General features: G+C 42.5%; 12 protein-coding genes and 1 pseudogene. 10 read left to right on the top strand and 3 right to left on the bottom strand.

Translation table 11 applies throughout. From position 1 onward, the window contains the following. The first annotated feature begins 128 nt into the window (after window positions 1-128). Entirely contained in the window at window positions 129-3737 is a 3609-nt protein-coding gene (locus ABJD64_RS10130; protein WP_348178325.1) for a choice-of-anchor tandem repeat GloVer-containing protein, read from the top strand. A 76-nt stretch (window positions 3738-3813) separates the two neighbouring features. On the opposite strand, the gene ABJD64_RS10125 is transcribed toward ABJD64_RS10130, so the two are convergent. Both ABJD64_RS10125 and ABJD64_RS10120 read right to left on the bottom strand, forming a co-directional pair. Then, window positions 3814-4206: an acyl-CoA thioesterase gene (locus tag ABJD64_RS10125; RefSeq protein ID WP_348178323.1), complete on the bottom strand. Its 393-nt coding sequence runs from the start codon at window positions 4204-4206 to the stop codon at window positions 3814-3816. 123 nt (window positions 4207-4329) lie between these two features. Further along, window positions 4330-4935: an OsmC family protein gene (locus tag ABJD64_RS10120; RefSeq protein WP_348178321.1), complete on the bottom strand. Its 606-nt coding sequence runs from the start codon at window positions 4933-4935 to the stop codon at window positions 4330-4332. A gap of 301 nt (window positions 4936-5236) precedes the next feature. Here ABJD64_RS10120 and greB point away from each other — a divergent pair. The 6 genes and pseudogenes from greB (at window position 5237) to ABJD64_RS10090 (ending at window position 12336) form a co-directional block, all read left to right on the top strand. Next, window positions 5237-5710: pseudogene (greB, locus tag ABJD64_RS10115) on the top strand (transcription elongation factor GreB). A gap of 141 nt (window positions 5711-5851) precedes the next feature. Next, entirely contained in the window at window positions 5852-6841 is a 990-nt protein-coding gene (locus ABJD64_RS10110; RefSeq protein ID WP_348178320.1) for a hypothetical protein, read from the top strand. A 225-nt stretch (window positions 6842-7066) separates the two neighbouring features. Next, the gene (locus ABJD64_RS10105) at window positions 7067-8038 is read left to right on the top strand and encodes a helix-turn-helix transcriptional regulator (protein WP_348178319.1); all 972 of its coding nucleotides are present in this window, start codon (window positions 7067-7069) and stop codon (window positions 8036-8038) included. A gap of 80 nt (window positions 8039-8118) precedes the next feature. Continuing rightward, entirely contained in the window at window positions 8119-9663 is a 1545-nt protein-coding gene (locus ABJD64_RS10100) for a CocE/NonD family hydrolase (protein ID WP_348178317.1), read from the top strand. Window positions 9664-10139: 476 nt separating this feature from the next. Then, complete coding sequence (gene floA / locus ABJD64_RS10095) at window positions 10140-11051, top strand: flotillin-like protein FloA (RefSeq protein WP_348178316.1); 912 nt, start codon at window positions 10140-10142, stop codon at window positions 11049-11051. Window positions 11052-11427: 376 nt separating this feature from the next. Next, complete coding sequence (locus ABJD64_RS10090; protein ID WP_348178314.1) at window positions 11428-12336, top strand: universal stress protein; 909 nt, start codon at window positions 11428-11430, stop codon at window positions 12334-12336. 490 nt (window positions 12337-12826) lie between these two features. On the opposite strand, the gene ABJD64_RS10085 is transcribed toward ABJD64_RS10090, so the two are convergent. After that, complete coding sequence (locus ABJD64_RS10085; RefSeq protein ID WP_348178312.1) at window positions 12827-13273, bottom strand: hypothetical protein; 447 nt, start codon at window positions 13271-13273, stop codon at window positions 12827-12829. A gap of 364 nt (window positions 13274-13637) precedes the next feature. On the opposite strand from ABJD64_RS10085, the gene ABJD64_RS10080 reads away from it, so the two are divergent. The 3 genes from ABJD64_RS10080 to ABJD64_RS10070 are packed head-to-tail and all read left to right on the top strand — an operon-like array spanning window position 13638 to window position 16543. Then, window positions 13638-14042: a hypothetical protein gene (locus ABJD64_RS10080; protein WP_348178310.1), complete on the top strand. Its 405-nt coding sequence runs from the start codon at window positions 13638-13640 to the stop codon at window positions 14040-14042. A gap of 15 nt (window positions 14043-14057) precedes the next feature. Further along, the gene (locus tag ABJD64_RS10075; protein WP_348178308.1) at window positions 14058-15914 is read left to right on the top strand and encodes an ATP-binding protein; all 1857 of its coding nucleotides are present in this window, start codon (window positions 14058-14060) and stop codon (window positions 15912-15914) included. Further along, window positions 15911-16543 (top strand): response regulator transcription factor, encoded by a 633-nt coding sequence (locus ABJD64_RS10070; RefSeq protein WP_348178305.1) that lies wholly within the window; start codon window positions 15911-15913, stop codon window positions 16541-16543. The genes ABJD64_RS10075 and ABJD64_RS10070 overlap by 4 nt, the downstream gene beginning before the upstream one ends. Window positions 16544-16739 lie beyond the last annotated feature (196 nt).

Here is a 16739-nt window from a genome sequence, read left to right as displayed (position 1 = left end):
TCATTGCGTAAAGTATTACTTATCAATCAGTTAGACGGCCTGTAAAGGTTTTGTAGGGGTGGTAATTTTGAATAAAGAGGCAATCGTTTCTAACATCGGTCATGATTTACCAAAAAAATCCACTGATCATGAAACGAATTACCAGGTTGTTCGAAACAGCTATCATCACTCTTGTTTTAATCTTAAGTATCACTTCTCTTCGTGCACAGCACAAGCCCACCCTCTGGGGAATGAAATCCAGTGGTGATAGTGAAAGTGGTGGGACACTATTTAAGTTTGATCCTGAATTGATACAACTCGACGTAAAGTTTGAATTTGAGTCGTATCCCCATGGTAATCGTCCTGGTGGTCGATTGGTGTTCATTGGGAACAAGGCCTATGGCACCACGACCGGCGGCGGTGAAAATAATGAAGGCGTAATATATGTCTACGATCTGGATACGGAAGAAAAAACAACCTTGCATCATTTTGATAACGAAACGGGAGGCATTCCGGGTGTAGCACCGCTGCTAGTGGAGGGCAAACTTTATGGCGGTACTACTGAAGGAGGAACCAACGATGCCGGTGTGCTGTACGAATTTGATCCGGCCACAGATATCTATACGGTATTGCATGAATTTGACGACACCAATGATGGAAAGTCTTTGGTGGCCGGGTTGGCTGCAACTGATGACGTGTTGTATGGCATCACCTATGAAGGCGGCACGAACGGTTTGGGCACCTTCTTTAAGTATGACCTTTTCAACCAGAGTTTTACGCTCCTGCATACCTTGGCTGGTACCGAAGGGACAAATAGCAGTTATGCACTATTAGGTCAAGAAGGTCTTTTTTACGGTGTAGGTTTGACCTCTGGTGAAAACGACGGCGATGAGGGAAGAATTTTTATCTACGATACGAGTGAAGAAACCTTTACTTCTGTTTCCATGGAGCTCCAGCCCACTGGCAGTTTGGTTCCCGTCAATGGAAAGATGTATGGAACTGCGACCAGCCCTTTTTTCCAACATGATGCCATTTATGAATTTGACCCTACAGACAACAGTTATGAAGGACTTCGAGGCATTGAAGAGGATGATGTTATTTCATCACCACGAAATTCGTTTATTGAGCTCAATGGCTGGTTGTATGGGCTTGGCGGTCAGGTCCTCGATGCGCATTTGTATCGCTACAAAATTGAGACGGACGAATTGGAGCTACTCCGGGCATTCGATGTCACGGATGGAACCTCCCATGAATCAACGCTGGTCCTTCACAATAGTTTCCTTTACGGTGCAGCGACAAGTGGCGGCCAGTACGATGGAGGAACACTTATTGTTTATGATCCCGACGATGATAAATTCAATAAGCTCACCGATTTCGAAAAGAATAGTGGCGTATCCCCTAATGGACCACTTGTCCAGGTCGATGGCATTTTATATGGAACCACTACCGAAGGCGGTGAAGAAAACAACGGCGTTTTGTTTAGTTACGATCCCGAAAATGAGATCTATACATTTCTGCTTGACTTTGAGACGATTGGTGGTAGTGAGGTGCATGGCCCTGTCATTCATGACAACGGAATACTCTATGGCACGAGTGGAGAAGGCGGTCTTGACGGCAACGGCATGGTTTTTCAATATGATTTAAATACCCATACAGCTGATGTAGTATACGATTTCAGCGAAGGTGCTGGAAACGCCCCTGCAAATGGTCTGATCCTAGACAACAATAAACTTTATGGCGGGACCTATAGCGGTGGAGCAGCATCCAATGGGCTGATTTTTGAGGTGGACCTGTCGGACAACTCCATGAAGGTACTCCATGCATTAGAGAATAATCCAGGCGAACCAGAGGACGGCATAGACGGTATGCATATAGAAAATGGGGTACTGAAAATAGGTAATGTCCTATATGGTACTGCCGCAAGTGGTGGTCTTCATGATGGAGGTACCTTGTTTGCGTACGATTTGACTACCGAAGTATTTTCAGTACTTCATCACTTTACCGACATGACGGGAACGAAGCCTGGACAGTTGATAATGGTTGACGGTATCTTGTATGGTACAGTCAACACTGGTGGAACAGCATCAAGCGGCGGAATTTTCCAATTTGACCCAGACCTGAACCAATATACAGTGCTTCATCACTTCGGTACTGGAGTCGATGGATTGTTTCCCGCACCGGTTTTGGCTTACGCCGAGGGCCAACTCTATGGTATAGCCCCATATGGTGGAGCCACCGATCACGGTATACTTTTTCAATACACGATAGAGAGTGAAGTCTACGGTGTAATACTAAACATGGATGCCAACACAGGAAGCAATCCGGCAGGTGGACTTTTGGTCCAAATTAGTAATGAAGCACCAGAAGTAACCATAGGAGGCCCCATCGAGGTATGCGCAGGAAGCGAAATACCGGCATACGTTTTTCAGGCCGGCGATTCGGATAACGATTTGCTGGCATTCACTGTCACTTCCTCCAATACGACGCTGGTACCCAATGCATCTCTTTCAGTGATGGAGGTTACAGAAGGCAATTATCAACTGCTGGTAGACCTGGAAAGTATAGCTGCCGGTGAAACAATCATTACCATAACAACAGCTGATGGATACGGTGGTGAAGGATCTGCTGAGCTAAGTATCAGTAGACTTTCATTGCCTACCGTCGGTATCACTGCTTCGAGTGAGGTGATCTGTGCAGGTGAATCCGTTACGCTCTCTGCTACGGGTGGCATTAATTATAGCTGGGAAGGCAGCGTAATTAATGGGATAGCTTTTGAGCCTGAGTCTACAGCCACCTACTCGGTCATGGGCGAAGGTGAAACAGGTTGTACGGCGAGTTCGAGTATCGAAATTGTAGTCAACTCCTTGCCAACTATCACTATCAATGCTTCGAGTGAGGCCATTTGTGCAGATGAATCCGTTACGCTCTCTGCTACGGGTGGCACCAATTATAGCTGGGGAGGCAGCGTGGTTAATGGGATAGCTTTTGAGCCTGAGTCCACAGCCACCTACACGGTCATGGGCGAAGGTGAAACAGGTTGTACGGCGAGTTCGAGTATCGAAATTGTAGTCAACCCCTTGCCGGCCATCGCTATCAATGCCACTAGTGAAGCCATTTGTGCGGATGAGTCCGTTACACTCTCCGCATCGGGTGCCACCACTTACGACTGGGGTAAGGGTATTAATGATGGTGTCGCTTTTGCACCAGAGGCTACCGCTACTTACATGGTGACGGGGGAAGATGCTCAGGGATGTACATCAACTACCAGTATGGAAATTGTAGTGTATGACTTGCCTGTGATCAATGCTGAAAACACCACAGATCCCACGTCGATCGATGTCAGCATTACAGAGGGCTTGGCTCCATACGTTTTCGATTGGGACAATGATGGCGTTGGAGATGCGGATGACGAGGAAGACCTTGTCAACCAGCCAGCGGGTACCTATACCCTAATGGTGACCGACGCCAACGGTTGTACAGCCTCATCCTCATTTGACATAGAAAGTATCTTAGCAATCGACGGGAACACGTCCTTATCGGAAAGCTTCCAGGTTTATCCAAACCCGGTATCTAAAGGTTTTAGCCTCTCGGTAGGCGATATCACTGAAGTATTGATCTATGACTTGAAAGGAAATTTGGTCAAACAATATCAATCAGTCGAACGGTATTACAATATTGAAAATCTGGATAATGGCGTTTACCTTTTGTCCTTGAAAACAACTGACCAACAGGTCGTCAGGAAAATAGTAAAGATATGAGGAAGGGGGGATTAACCTAATTTGTATATCATTCTAGCCAATTTCGAAGACGGAAGCCGTGTTGATACCATTGTTCCTATTGGTAACTAACAATAGTCGTCGGGTTTCTATCTTCGTCTATCGCCACAAAAGTAAATTCTCCACTGATCGCTGATTCACGTTGACTCGAATACATCTCTTCGATGAAGACATCTACATGTACTTTTAAGCTGGTATTTCCTACATGCTTGACCCCTCCTACCAACTCAACGATGGTTCCGGATGGAATGGGCTTGGTGAAATCTATTTTATCACTACTTACCGTAACCATTTTCTGTCGGCTAAACCTCGTGGCAGTAATGAATGCTACCTCGTCCATCAATTGCATGGCTGTTCCTCCAAACAAAGTGTCGTAATGATTGGTGGTATTAGGAAAAACAGCTTTAAATATGCTGGTGCGGGATTTCTCTATTTGTTCTTCTATAGTCATTTATTTCTTATGCTAATGCCTGAATCTCGCGAAGGTAAATGGAGTTATTGAAGATGCAAATTTCTTTCTGCCCAAGCTTCCAATTCTGCAAGTAAATATGCTCACCCACCTACTATCCTGCGCCTAACCTTCCGTCTCAGAGGAGCGATTTATGGCTTCCTTGCCGTTGTAGATCAGCCTGGTGGTCCATGGAATTGGGTTTCTGAGTGCATAGTGCGCCATACAGCCATTCTCTGCCTCGTTGAGCAGATCTTTGATGTTTTCCTCTGGCTCAGGACTCTCTATGATTACATGGGTTTCAACGATATCGCATCCTCCGTTGGTCATATAGCCGTGTTCGCGCATATGGCCCAGGTTGGTTCTAAACACGATCCGTTGTTCCAGCTTCAGGCTATCCACCTGTATTTTTCGAGCCGTTAGAATGTCGGTCAAATGTGTCATCAAACAAAACCCAATGCCGGCAGAAAAGAAAGCCAATGGCGGTGGAGCGGTGTCGTCCCCTACCGGTGGTTGCTCATCACAATACAGTTTGACGGGGCTAAAGCCTGGAATATTCACGGAAACCACACCTGTTTTGCTCTGCTTATTACCAGCCTCGGCGCTGAGGTTCACTTCAAATCGATAAGGTTCCGGGTGACGAGCTTTAGCGAACTTGGTGGATTCATATTGCGTCTTGGCCGGTTGTTCCGAACTCAATTCTCCGACGTGATAAAATTTCTCTTCTGACATATTTGGATTGTATGGTTTAACAGTGGCCAAATATGGTAGCTACGATTGAAAAAATGCCGCGTAGTGTAAGAAATAATTTCTATAAAGAGATTATGTGCCAGAAATGCCGCCTTTCGAGAATATTATTATTTAAGAACTGAATGATTCAGTCTCATGATTTGATTAAAAGGCAGAAAAGGTCGAAATAGCACAAAAAAGCAGAAGCGGAAAGATCCAACTTCTGCCCTTGCTCAGGCCTGAGAACCAGCCTATATCTTCGATCGCTTGATAATCTATCGCTTAAATTTTTAATTTTGTAAATATGAAAACCCCGATGATTACACCTGAAGGATTAGAGAAACTAAAAGCTGAGTTAGATCACCTGTGGCGTGTAGAACGGCCCGAAGTCACCAAAAACGTGCAATGAGCAGCCAGTTTAGGGGACCGATCAGAAAATGCAGATTACCACTACAATAAGAGAAGACTAAGAGAAATTGATAAACGACTACTTTATCTAAGAAAGTGCATCGACAACTTCAAAGTGGTGGATTACGATCCATACCAGGAGGGCAAAGTGATGTTTGGGTCCTGGGTGGAAATTGAAAATGAATCTGGTCTAAAAAAACGCCTTCGAATTGTTGGATATGAAGAACTGATTGGAGCCAAAGACTACATCTCGATTGATTCTCCCATGGCGCAGGCACTCTATAAAAAGAAGGAAGGAGATGAAGCGATTGTAAAAACACCAGCAGCTCAATCCAAATGGCGCATCAACAAAATTGAATATGTGAAATAGCTGGAAAAAGTCATGACATTTCTTGAGAACAGGACGTGTGACAGTAAATGCAATGCGCTTCTACCAACAAGTCTGGTGCTTAAAATCAAAGTTTCAAAATTAGAAATTGATTATCTTGAATAAGATTTAACCTTGAACGCCATGAAATTTACCATACTAGCAACTCTTCTATTTCCCTTTCTCACTTTTGCTCAAAGCTACACCGTTACCCCAGCAAGAAATGGCTATGTGGTGCTTAAATCTGGCGAACGGAAAGAAGGGGATCTACGATTAAAAATTGTGGATCGAAAAGATACTACTGAGATTAGATACAAAGGAAAGAACAAAGAAAAAGGGAAATATACCAGAGATCAAGTCGTGGAATTTCGAGTAGACCCATTGAAAATTGGTGAAGTAAAGAATGACTATAATGAAGCTTATAGGAACTTCAATCCGGGAACTATCTATTTTGATAGTGGCGAAAAATTGGAAGGTCAGGTAGCTGGCCGAAAGAAAGAACCACATGAAAGTAATTTCAAAAACTTTGGGCCTGTGGCTGTGAAATACGCCAATGAAAATGAAGAAATTACCATGTGGTGGGCCTCCGGTAAAAGAATCACTTATTACATTCAGCAAATAAGCGGAGCTGACCATCACTATGTCAATGTATATGACAACTTTGTAAAAGTCGAAAACCCTAACGGTCGCTTCAGTTATTTTAGAAATCCACGCCCAACCCATGTCAATGAGAGTGCAACAAATCTTGCCGTCGCTGTAGCTAGTTCTGTTGAAGAAGAATTGGCTAAATCTCTAGCTGCGGCAGCCGCCAGTAATTCATATAGCGAACTGAAAAGTAGTGGAGCTACTGATGCCGAAGCAAGTGCTAATTCACTCATTGCAGCTATGAATGTGGCCAATGAAGTGGACAAAGCATTTGATGTGGAAAATGCCGATAATATCTACTATAAAGAGTATTACATCATAGACAACAAAGAGCAAACGCGTAGTATAGTATACAAAAAGAATATAGATGCAGTGATTAAAACGCTCTTAAAAGGATGCGAGATTGATGAAAAGACAATCAACAAAGTGGCTAATGTTAAGGAACTGGAAGAGGTCATGACTTTTCTAGAGACCAATGTTTGTGATTAACTTTAGACAACGGAAGTTTTAACCGCAGCTGTGCTTGCTACGTTTGCACTGTTGGTTTGGCGATTCCGAAGGTATTCGGAGAGTAAAGCATAGAGAAACGAAGCAATTAAGGCTTTTCGAAGCCCAGTCTGTTCTCAACTATATTAATTTGATTGTTTGACTACCCAGCTCAATATATTCTTACTGCTATTTGGGTCCATCCAGGGCTTTCTTATTGGCTTTTGGATGATTAAGAAGCATCGTTCGGAGGTTTCCAATGTCTATTTTATCTTATTCCTTCTTGTCATTGGCATTCAGCTCACCTTCAAAGTGCTCACCAAGTCATGGCTGATGGATGAGGTGCGGTTCTTCTATATATCTTCCTATCAACTACCCTTCTTGATAGGTCCCATTCTGTTCTTGTACATGCATTCAAGGAATAAGGGTTATTTTTCGAGGACACATCTTTTGCATTTTGTTCCATTTGCGCTGGCTGTACTAATGGCTACCAGTTACCATGTCGGGTGGGTCAAACATCTGCATGTTCATCCGTATGTATATGCAGCCTTTCAGATGAGTTCGCTAACCGTCTATGGCATAGCCGCTTATAGGATATCAGTATCCAGGTTTCGATCCTTTATTATCGCTGTCACCAGTATTGAGTCTATCCTGGCGATAACGCTTGCAGTTATGGTCGTTTACTATGGACGGTTTCCGGACGTCAAGTTGGTTTTCATTGCGCTTACCCTATTGATCTACTGGATTAGCTACAAAATGATGGCTGATCAGGGGTATTTCATCAAAAAGCAAAATGGAAGGAATGGCTCTGGAAAGTATGCGCATTCAAGCCTGAAACCAAAAGAAAGCTCGCGAATAGAAACCATGATGACCTCTTTATTGATTGAGAATAAATTATTCACCCAATCTTCACTAACCATCGATGGTTTGGCTTCCCAAATTGACACTTCGAGGCATCACCTCTCCCAGGTGATCAATGAGAAGTTAAATAAGACCTACAACGAGTACATCAACGAATTGAGGGTTGATGAAGCGAGACGACGACTTTGTGACCCGGCCTCACTGAAGTATACAATCGCTGCCATTGCACATGATGCTGGATTTAACTCCGTTTCAACGTTCAATGAGATCTTTAGAAAACAGTATGGCACTACCCCTTCACGGTTCAGGGATGAACGACTAAAGCCGGACAACTCCTGATTTTCTTCTTCAATCCGATCGGATCGGAAGAAATCCTAACCAATTTTCGTTTCATTAGCTAACAAAAAGCACGTATAGCCATGAGCAAATCCTTTTTTCTTCTTTTACTATCGACCCTTATCGTATTTCCCTCCCAGGCACAATCTGTCTATCAAAATCTGCAAACAGGGGAATATGAAGTGGGTTTTAAAATTGTGACCATCGAAGACGACACCCGGTATGAGCCTCAGGGCCATGAATACCCTAGCAGCAACCAAAAATTGAAACCAAGGGAAATGTCGATACATATTTGGTACCCTGCCCAGGTTACTTCGAAGAACAGAACAATCACTTACGGGGAATATTGCTACAACCATTTGCAATCATCAACGGCTGAATCGATGGATAGTGCCCGAATTCAACCACAACTAAGAAGCAGAAAACGAACGGTCAGAAGCTACTTTGGTGAACCTGATGAAAAGGGTTGGGCAAAATTGATCGCTGCCCCTCTCCTGGCGTACATTGATGCAGAGCCAATGAATGGCTCCTTCCCCTTGCTGATGGGTTCCTTGCGGCCCTTGTCGACTAGCATAGTCAATGAATACATGGCTAGTCATGGATACATCGTCGCCATGATTGAGTACCCCAATTTTAACGGGACTTTCGGGGACATGGCATTGGATGATGTGCGAGACATGCAACTGGGTATGACATGGATGGTAAAAAATATGAGCGTTGATCCTGGCAAAATAGGTTCTTACGGCTTTAGTGGTGCCGGCTTCTCTCAGGTACTCCTGGCCATGAGTGAACCAAGGATTAAAGCCATAGCAGATCTTGAGAGCGGCCTTTTCATGGACAGGCTGTTTCAGTCTTTGTCTGCCTCCAATTATTACAAGCCAGAGAGGCTTCGGGTACCGTTTCTGCATATCTTCAGTACTGATCTGTCACAAGAGGAAATCCATTTGAGTCAATTTGAAGAAGAAATGAAATTTTCTACCAGGTACAGGCTTACTTTAAACCAACCGGCACTTCATCACTGGGACTTTGCTTCTGAGGGGTATACGGCTTGTCTGTTCCTCAACAATCGTGGTGAAGAGAAGCGGAAAATTGAACAATCGTTCGAGCTTTCATGTAAGTATCTGGTTAAATTCTTCGATGTTTACCTCAAACAGGATCAACAAGCGCTGGCGTTTCTCCAGAAAAAGCCAACCATTCAGGGATATGCCTCTGAGTTGTGGGATCTCACTACCCAAAAGGCCGTACAACCGGCACCCAATTTGGATCAATTTGAGCAGTTGATTACTAAAAAAGGTATCGAGGAAGCGGTTTCCATAGCTAGAAATACCATCATGACTGATTCTACTAGCAATCTATGGGAAGGGTCCAGAATGAACGCCATGGGTTACCGATACCTTGCTGGTAAGCAATATGATGAAGCCATTAGCATTTTCAAACTAAATGCGGAATTGCATCCTACCGCTGCCGGTTGGATAGACAGCCTGGCTGAAGCCTATGAACTATTCGGCAACAAGGCTAAGATGAAGCAAATCGCTAAACATGTAGTGGATATCTTAACTTCAAAAGAAACCCTATCTGACTCCGATCAATCGCTCTTAGCGTTGAATCAGGAAAGGTTGGCTCAATAGACCCTATTGACTTGACAGAAAGGTTCATTGAACATCTTCTCAAAGGAAGATTAATTTTTCCAGCCCAAATCCGCACACATTTGTCAACCGCTCAAGGCTCCCTCCTGCCAAAAATGTCAAAAGAGTTCTTCGCTGAACTCAAATCCCACCTCCAGGATGTGCTATGGACCTGTTTCGGTGATTTGGTTGATCAACAATTATGCTTCACACATGCACATAAATGCATTGAGTCTACTTATTCCAGAATGAAACTTTTGTGATCGGGACCTACTCGTGCAAATGCTATCCAATCTTCCACAAACCAATACCCAGTCTGCCATACATGTTCTTTACGTTTCCAAATATATCGGCTCACCGCCAGATTTGATGATATTTTAATTGGCCACACCAAGTGCATAAAAATAAGCTACTTATCATGGTTCGGGCTATGGGGAATGGGCGTACCTTCCAGCCACAACTAAGGTAAACACATCTCTATGACCCCTTCAATTCTTATACCCGCGGGTCTCATCCTTGCAGGATCAATCTTGTTGCTTTATGTCATTCCTGTCAATCTATGGGTTACGGCAATTTTTTCTGGCATAAAAGTCAACTTGCTCGAACTGGTGATGATGAGATTGAGAAGGGTTCCTCCAGGGCTCATTGTCAACTCCATGATATTAGCCACCAAAGCTGGCATTAAAGATGTGACCCTACAATTGCTCGAAACCCACTATCTGGCGAAAGGAAATTTGCTAAGTGTCATCAAAGCATTGATCGTTGCAGACAAAGCAAATCTGGAAATGTCATTTAAGCAAGCTGCCGCAATTGATCTGGCTGGGAGAAATGTACTGGATGCCATTCACATCTCAGTAAACCCTTACATGATCATTGTCCCGGCTATCACAGGCGTATCTCGTGATGGCATACAGTTAATAGCTGAAACAAGGGTCACCGTACGAACCAATATTAAACAGCTGGTGGGTGGTGCCGGTGAAGAAACCATTAAAGCGCGTGTAGGTCAGGGTATTATAGCCAGAATCGGTGCGGCTATAACATACATGGAGGTATTGGAAAGACCGGAAGACATATCTAAATTGGTTTTAGCCAAGGGTCTTGATTCTGGTACGGCTTTCGAGATTCTCTCTATTGACATTTCGGACATCAGTATTGGTAAAAATATTGGAGCCAAATTACAAATTGATCAGGCCATGGCTGATTTGAATATAGCCAAGGCTAAAGCAGAAGAACGGCGTGCACAAGCGATTGCCCTTGAGCAGGAAATGCTCGCACTGGTCCAGGAGGCTAAGGCCAATCTTATAGAAGCCGAAACGCTCATTCCGGCAGCCTTATCTTATTCATTCAGGGCGGGAAACCTTATGCAGGGTTATATGAAAAATGCCGAGTAGTAAAATTGTAGTAGGCATTCAGAAACTATTCACCCTACCCTAGACCGAAGCAATCGTTTCTCGTACCGTATCCTACACCCCCTTCAATTCAAAGAATTTGAGATTGCCACGCATCGCATTCGATTAGTATCGAATCACAAAACTTGCAACAAGGGAAGGAAGTTTGATTTCTTGTTTTATACGGCAAGTACTTTTTGCACCTCATCATTTTGGTTAGCTCTTACAGCGAAACATATTGAACAAAATGTACATTTATATGATAACAATCATCTAAAAAACACCTATTATGCGAATTAGCGCATGATTTTCTGTGCTTATAATCCGTTTAATAGGTAACAGGAGAATTTTAATATTCACAATTTAAATTATAGAAATTATGAAAAATAAAGAAGTTTGGATTGTGCCAATTGATTTCAGTAAAATGGATTTGGATATTTTGAAGTATACCCGATTCTTAAGCTCAATTTCTCAACCAGAAAAGATTCACTTTATTAATGTGGTAAAAGAACCTGAAATATTCACTTACCTCTCAGGTGAATATTTGGGTTATAGCGATCAGTTGGTCGTAGATCAAAAATTGATGCTGGAACATAGGGTTGAAAAGTATTTCAATAATTCCGGAATCAAATATGAGTGCCATGTTAATTCGGGGCTACCTTTTGACGAAGTGGTGAGCCTTGTTTTAGAAAGAAAAGCGGATTTGGTAATTACAGGGCGCAAAAAATCATCCAATGGCTCAGGTATCGTGTCCGATCGACTGGCCAGAAACCTTCCTTGCAATTTTCTAATCGTACCTGAAGGTTATGAACCCCAATTGGAAAATATTGCGGTGGCTACCGACTTTTCAAATCACGCAACATTAGCTATGCAAAAAGCCATTGAAATTGGAATGGTCAATGAAAAAACCAAAATCATAGGACACCACAGCTATAGTGTGCCCATGGGCTATTCCAAATCAGGTAAAAGCTTTGAAGAGTTTGCTCAAATCATGAAAGTGAATGCTGAAAAAGCAATGGATGAGTGGTCTAAAAAATTCCAGCATCGTATTAAGCCTGTTTTGACATTCAATAAGGATGATTCGTTGGATGATCAGATATTAGGCATGGTTGAGGAAAACAATATTGACTTAATTGTTATTGGTTCGAAGGGTCAGACGAAAGCTTCTTTAGCTCTCTTGGGGAGTACTACAATGAAGCTATTAAAGGCCAATGATCGGATTCCATTGCTAATAGTGAAGATAGCTGGAGAGAATCTCAATTTTTTGGATGCACTCAAAAGGGTTTGATGATAATGTGAACGCGACTATATCCCGTACAAATTTATGTTTTCATTCCCTCTTTGCCAATCCGATAAAAGCTGATGCAGCTAGTACGTTGTGATCAGCCCGCGAGCATTCAACCTATGCTTTACAGTACCAAATGCCCGTAAAAAAGAGTGATTGATATCAACCACTCTTAATAAAGATTCTCTTGCTACTTTGTAGCATTTTGGCTAACTGTTGATCAATCAACCATATCTTCCGTCACCATTGTTGTACCAACCGTCAACTAGATCTAACCAGATATAATAAAAAAACATAATTGATAAGTTTTATTGTGAAACATATATTGAACTATACAAGGCTAGCCTTATTTCAGCCTTGTTTAATACCACTAAAGTGGTATTCTGATGAGTAATTCTAAAGTGCTGATAATGGCATTATGTTTATTGAAAAGGCAAAAAATAACCAGTGTGAGTCACACTGGTTGAGATTTTATGATATGAGAAATCTATATTTAAAGTGTCCAGTCGCAACCACCAGCACATGCGCCGCCTCCTTTTAGACCGCTACCGCCAGTGAATACTCCGACGACCACACCACTGTGGTAGAAGGTAATATCCAGTTTGGTTTTCGACGCGGTTAGCGTCAATCCAGTATCGCTGTTTAGTAAACTCTGTGGATTCACATGTAGTGAAATGGTTCCTTCAGCTACACCAGTTATCCAACCGGCCCCAACCATTTTGCCTGCCACTCTATACTCAGTACCTTCAATTTCGAAAACTCCGGTAAAGGAACCTCCTGCCAGGTAAAATTTGATAGTGACAGCGCCCTTTCCATTGTATTGGATTACTTCACTTTCAATTTGATGGTGCACGGCGGCTTGTTGCTTATTGTAGTCTTGTATCATTTCTAATACATCCTCATTTGCCGTATCAATTACTTCTTTTGTTGAAATAGACATTGTTTTATTTGTTAAATGTGATTACCTACTCTGTTAGAGCATTTTACTCTGGGCTTTTCGGTTTCCGCCTTTGCAATCACAAACTGATAGTAGCTACTCCATCGATTATTATGTTTTTGATTACCAGACAAAGGTTGAATGCCCTCCGTTCTGATCAGTCAGGCGAAATGGCTATATTGGCAGATAGCCATAAAGAGGTAGCTGACACTTTAATTGATTAGCGATAACATTTGAGGCCAAAACCTACTTTATACCTATATTGAGTAGCATCCAAAATACCTCTTTTGGGGTATTAGAGGGAAATGACGACCAGATAGTTTTGCTCTTGTAGTTCAAACAAACTTTTAACTTAAATAACAAAACGATGGCAGACGTAATATTAATTGCAACCCTTTACAAAGGCAAAGATGGAGCTGGTAAAACACATCATATATTACACATGGCGAATACTTCAAGTTTGGAAGTAGCTTCAAACAGTAATATTTTTCTGGTGCTTAATCTTACACCTAGTGTGATAGGTTCCAGCGACAGGGAAAACATGCAATACAGTATTAAATTCAATAATGACAAAATTCCATTTTGTTCACCCATGCTTTTGCAGCCAGTCAAGGGAGTCAAATCAGGAGAGGTCAATTATTTAGGAACCGTGAAAGACGTACAAAAAAAGGAAGAATTCATCTATTCACTTGAAGTTACCTACAGAACAAACTCATATACTAAGGATCCAAAAATCAAGGTAAACCCTGGAACAGATGGTACCGGACTCTAATCAAACTATTCCGATATGGATATAAAATGCATAACCTATTATATCATAATAGGTTTTTGTTCTTTTTCACACGTGTCATTCGGACAAGATCAACGAGCAGCCGATAGTCTGAAACAGATCTATCATGAAGTAGATTTGGATGACTCTGCTCGGCTTATCGTATTAAGAGCGCTCGTTTTTAACGAAACCAAGGATTTGAATTTGGCATTGAGCTATGTGGAAGACCTAATTCAGCTAGCAAAGGACATGAAAAGCCCTGATTATCAGGCTATCGGCCACTATCAAAAAGGAAATACACTAAAAGTTTTAGGTAACCTTGATGAGGCCCTCAATGCCTATTTGAAAAGTATAAGCATAGCAAAAGAATCAGGGTTCGAAAAAATTGAAGGAAGTACATACGGCGCTATTGCGGATATATTTTCAATTACCAACGATCATTCCAATGCCATGCTTTATTATAACAAGGGCATTTCTGTACTCAGACAAACCAAAGATTCTATCTCTCTGGCCTCTGCTATTTTGAATGCCGGAGACGAGTATTTAACATATGGGGATTACGACTCCGCACTCCTCTACTTCTCAGAATCCGGGAAGATTTTCGAACAGGTCAACTATAAAATTGGCCAGGCCTATAACCTGGGAAATATTGGCATGGTCTACGCCAGCACAGGAGAAAATATACTCGCGGAAAAGAACATCAATCAAGCCATCGAAATTCTTGAAAAAGCAGAAGACTACTATCCTATCTGCTTCTATTTACTGTCAATGTCTGATGTTTTTATGGATAGAAAGGATGTGACCTCTGCCATCAATTATGCCGGTAAAAGTCTTCGACTGGCGGTTCAATATCAGTTGAAACAGCAGATCAGTGAGGCCAACCTCAAACTGTCAGAATTGTACAAAATCACAGGTGAACCGAGCAAGGCTTTTGCCTATTACCGCAACCATATCGCCTACCGGGACAGTGTCAACAATATCGAAACTGTGCAGAAAATAGCCAATCAGCGTACTGACTTTGAAGTAAACCTTAGGGAAAAGGAAATTGCTCTGTTAGAAAAAGGTCAGACCCTGGACCGCACGTATATTGTTATTGCAGTCACCTTGCTTGTGTTGGCTGTGGTACTCTTGCTCTACTTCCGTCAGCGATTCCTCACCACCCAACTCGCGGCGGCTGAGCGTAGAAAAAGGAACGAGCAGAAAATCAAAGACCTGCTCTACACCCAAGAAAGCAAAGCGCTGCAGTCCATGGTGAAAGGACAAGATGATGAAAGGAAACGACTTGCGAAAGACCTGCACAACCACTTTGGAAATTTGCTGGCGACCATCAAAGTGAATATCAATGTCCTGGAGCACGAATCAATTCCCAACTACCCAACGCTTACGACATTAATAGATCAGGCTTGCACCGACGTTCGGAATATAGCACACGAACTCAATATGGGCATTTCAGATGATTTTGGGCTGGTGCCTGCTTTAAAAGAGCTAACAGAGCATTTGAAAAAATCGGGCCATATACAAATTGAATTCTCTGCTTCGATGTGCAATCACCCCATGGAAACGGACGAGGAGATCACCATTTACCGCATTGTACAAGAGCTGGTAAGCAACACCCTAAAACACGCCCAAGCCAGTAAACTCAGCATCTCATTGACCTGCTTTGAAGAGGACCATTTGATCAATATTATCGTACAGGACAATGGTCATGGAATTGAAGGTGCTGTTAAACATGCTGACTCAAGCGGAATGGGCATCAACACACTGAAAAAAATGATTGAAAACCTTCACGGTGAAATGATTGTAGATAGTAGTGCAAAAAAGGGCACCACCGTAAACATCGATTTACCGTTGAAACCAACCACAGAAGCACTATGATAAAGATACTAATCGTAGATGACCATCATCTTTTCGCAGAGGGCGTAAAGTCCATGTTCAAATCTGAAGATAACATTGAAGTTACTCACTACACCGCCAATGGCAATGAAGTGCTACACCTCCTATCTGAACATGAGATCGATGTCATTCTTATGGACATGAGTATGCCTATACTAGACGGAATTGCTACCATGACACTCATAAAAGAGAAAGGCTATGATGTGCCTGTGCTCATGCTCACCATGCACCAATCAATTAAACAGGTAAAAGGTGCGTTGGGAAAAGGTGCTCAGGGTTATATTCTAAAGGATGCTTCAAAGGCCGAACTAAAGCAAGCCATTGAGCTCACAAGTCAGCGTAAAAACTACTTTCATCCAAAGATTAGCGATCAGGTTTTCGACTATTTCCGAGGAAAGTCTTCCTCCAAAAATGAGATGAATGAATTGTCAGAACGGGAAATTGAGATTATCAAGTATCTGGCCGATGGACGGAATAGCAAGGCCATTGCTAAATCACTTTTTATTAGTGAGCATACAGTAAAGACACACAGGCGAAACATCATGCACAAACTCCATGTAAAGACATCAGCAGAGCTTATTAAGCTTGCCATGGATAAAGAAATCATTTAAGGGAAGGCCCTGACGTCAAATTATTTGAGAAACATTACCTAGATCATAAATGCGCACACATTTGCCATTCCCCTCTCGATAACTATCGCGATTGCCTGACCTACCCACACGAATGCTGCTCCGCAGAAGCCGAAGTGGTATGCTTGTTTAATGTAAGCCAGTCCGTTTTTTTATTACATTCATGGCAGAGCGGTAC

This window comes from Reichenbachiella sp., from assembly GCF_039944555.1.
Classification (GTDB): domain Bacteria; phylum Bacteroidota; class Bacteroidia; order Cytophagales; family Cyclobacteriaceae; genus Reichenbachiella.
This window is presented reverse-complemented; position numbering and strand designations above follow the sequence as displayed.

Bases quoted from the DNA above. Each gene is read 5' to 3' on its own strand.
- ABJD64_RS10070 (WP_348178305.1), top strand. From the start codon at position 15,911: ATGATAAAGATACTAATCGTAGATGACCATCATCTTTTCGCAGAGGGC.
- ABJD64_RS10075 (WP_348178308.1), top strand. From the start codon at position 14,058: ATGGATATAAAATGCATAACCTATTATATCATAATAGGTTTTTGTTCT.
- ABJD64_RS10130 (WP_348178325.1), top strand. From the start codon at position 129: ATGAAACGAATTACCAGGTTGTTCGAAACAGCTATCATCACTCTTGTT.
- floA (WP_348178316.1), top strand. From the start codon at position 10,140: ATGACCCCTTCAATTCTTATACCCGCGGGTCTCATCCTTGCAGGATCA.
- ABJD64_RS10090 (WP_348178314.1), top strand. From the start codon at position 11,428: ATGAAAAATAAAGAAGTTTGGATTGTGCCAATTGATTTCAGTAAAATG.
- ABJD64_RS10120 (WP_348178321.1), bottom strand. From the start codon at position 4,935: ATGTCAGAAGAGAAATTTTATCACGTCGGAGAATTGAGTTCGGAACAA.
- ABJD64_RS10125 (WP_348178323.1), bottom strand. From the start codon at position 4,206: ATGACTATAGAAGAACAAATAGAGAAATCCCGCACCAGCATATTTAAA.
- ABJD64_RS10085 (WP_348178312.1), bottom strand. From the start codon at position 13,273: ATGTCTATTTCAACAAAAGAAGTAATTGATACGGCAAATGAGGATGTA.
- ABJD64_RS10100 (WP_348178317.1), top strand. From the start codon at position 8,119: ATGAGCAAATCCTTTTTTCTTCTTTTACTATCGACCCTTATCGTATTT.
- ABJD64_RS10080 (WP_348178310.1), top strand. From the start codon at position 13,638: ATGGCAGACGTAATATTAATTGCAACCCTTTACAAAGGCAAAGATGGA.
- ABJD64_RS10105 (WP_348178319.1), top strand. From the start codon at position 7,067: ATGATTAAGAAGCATCGTTCGGAGGTTTCCAATGTCTATTTTATCTTA.
- ABJD64_RS10110 (WP_348178320.1), top strand. From the start codon at position 5,852: ATGAAATTTACCATACTAGCAACTCTTCTATTTCCCTTTCTCACTTTT.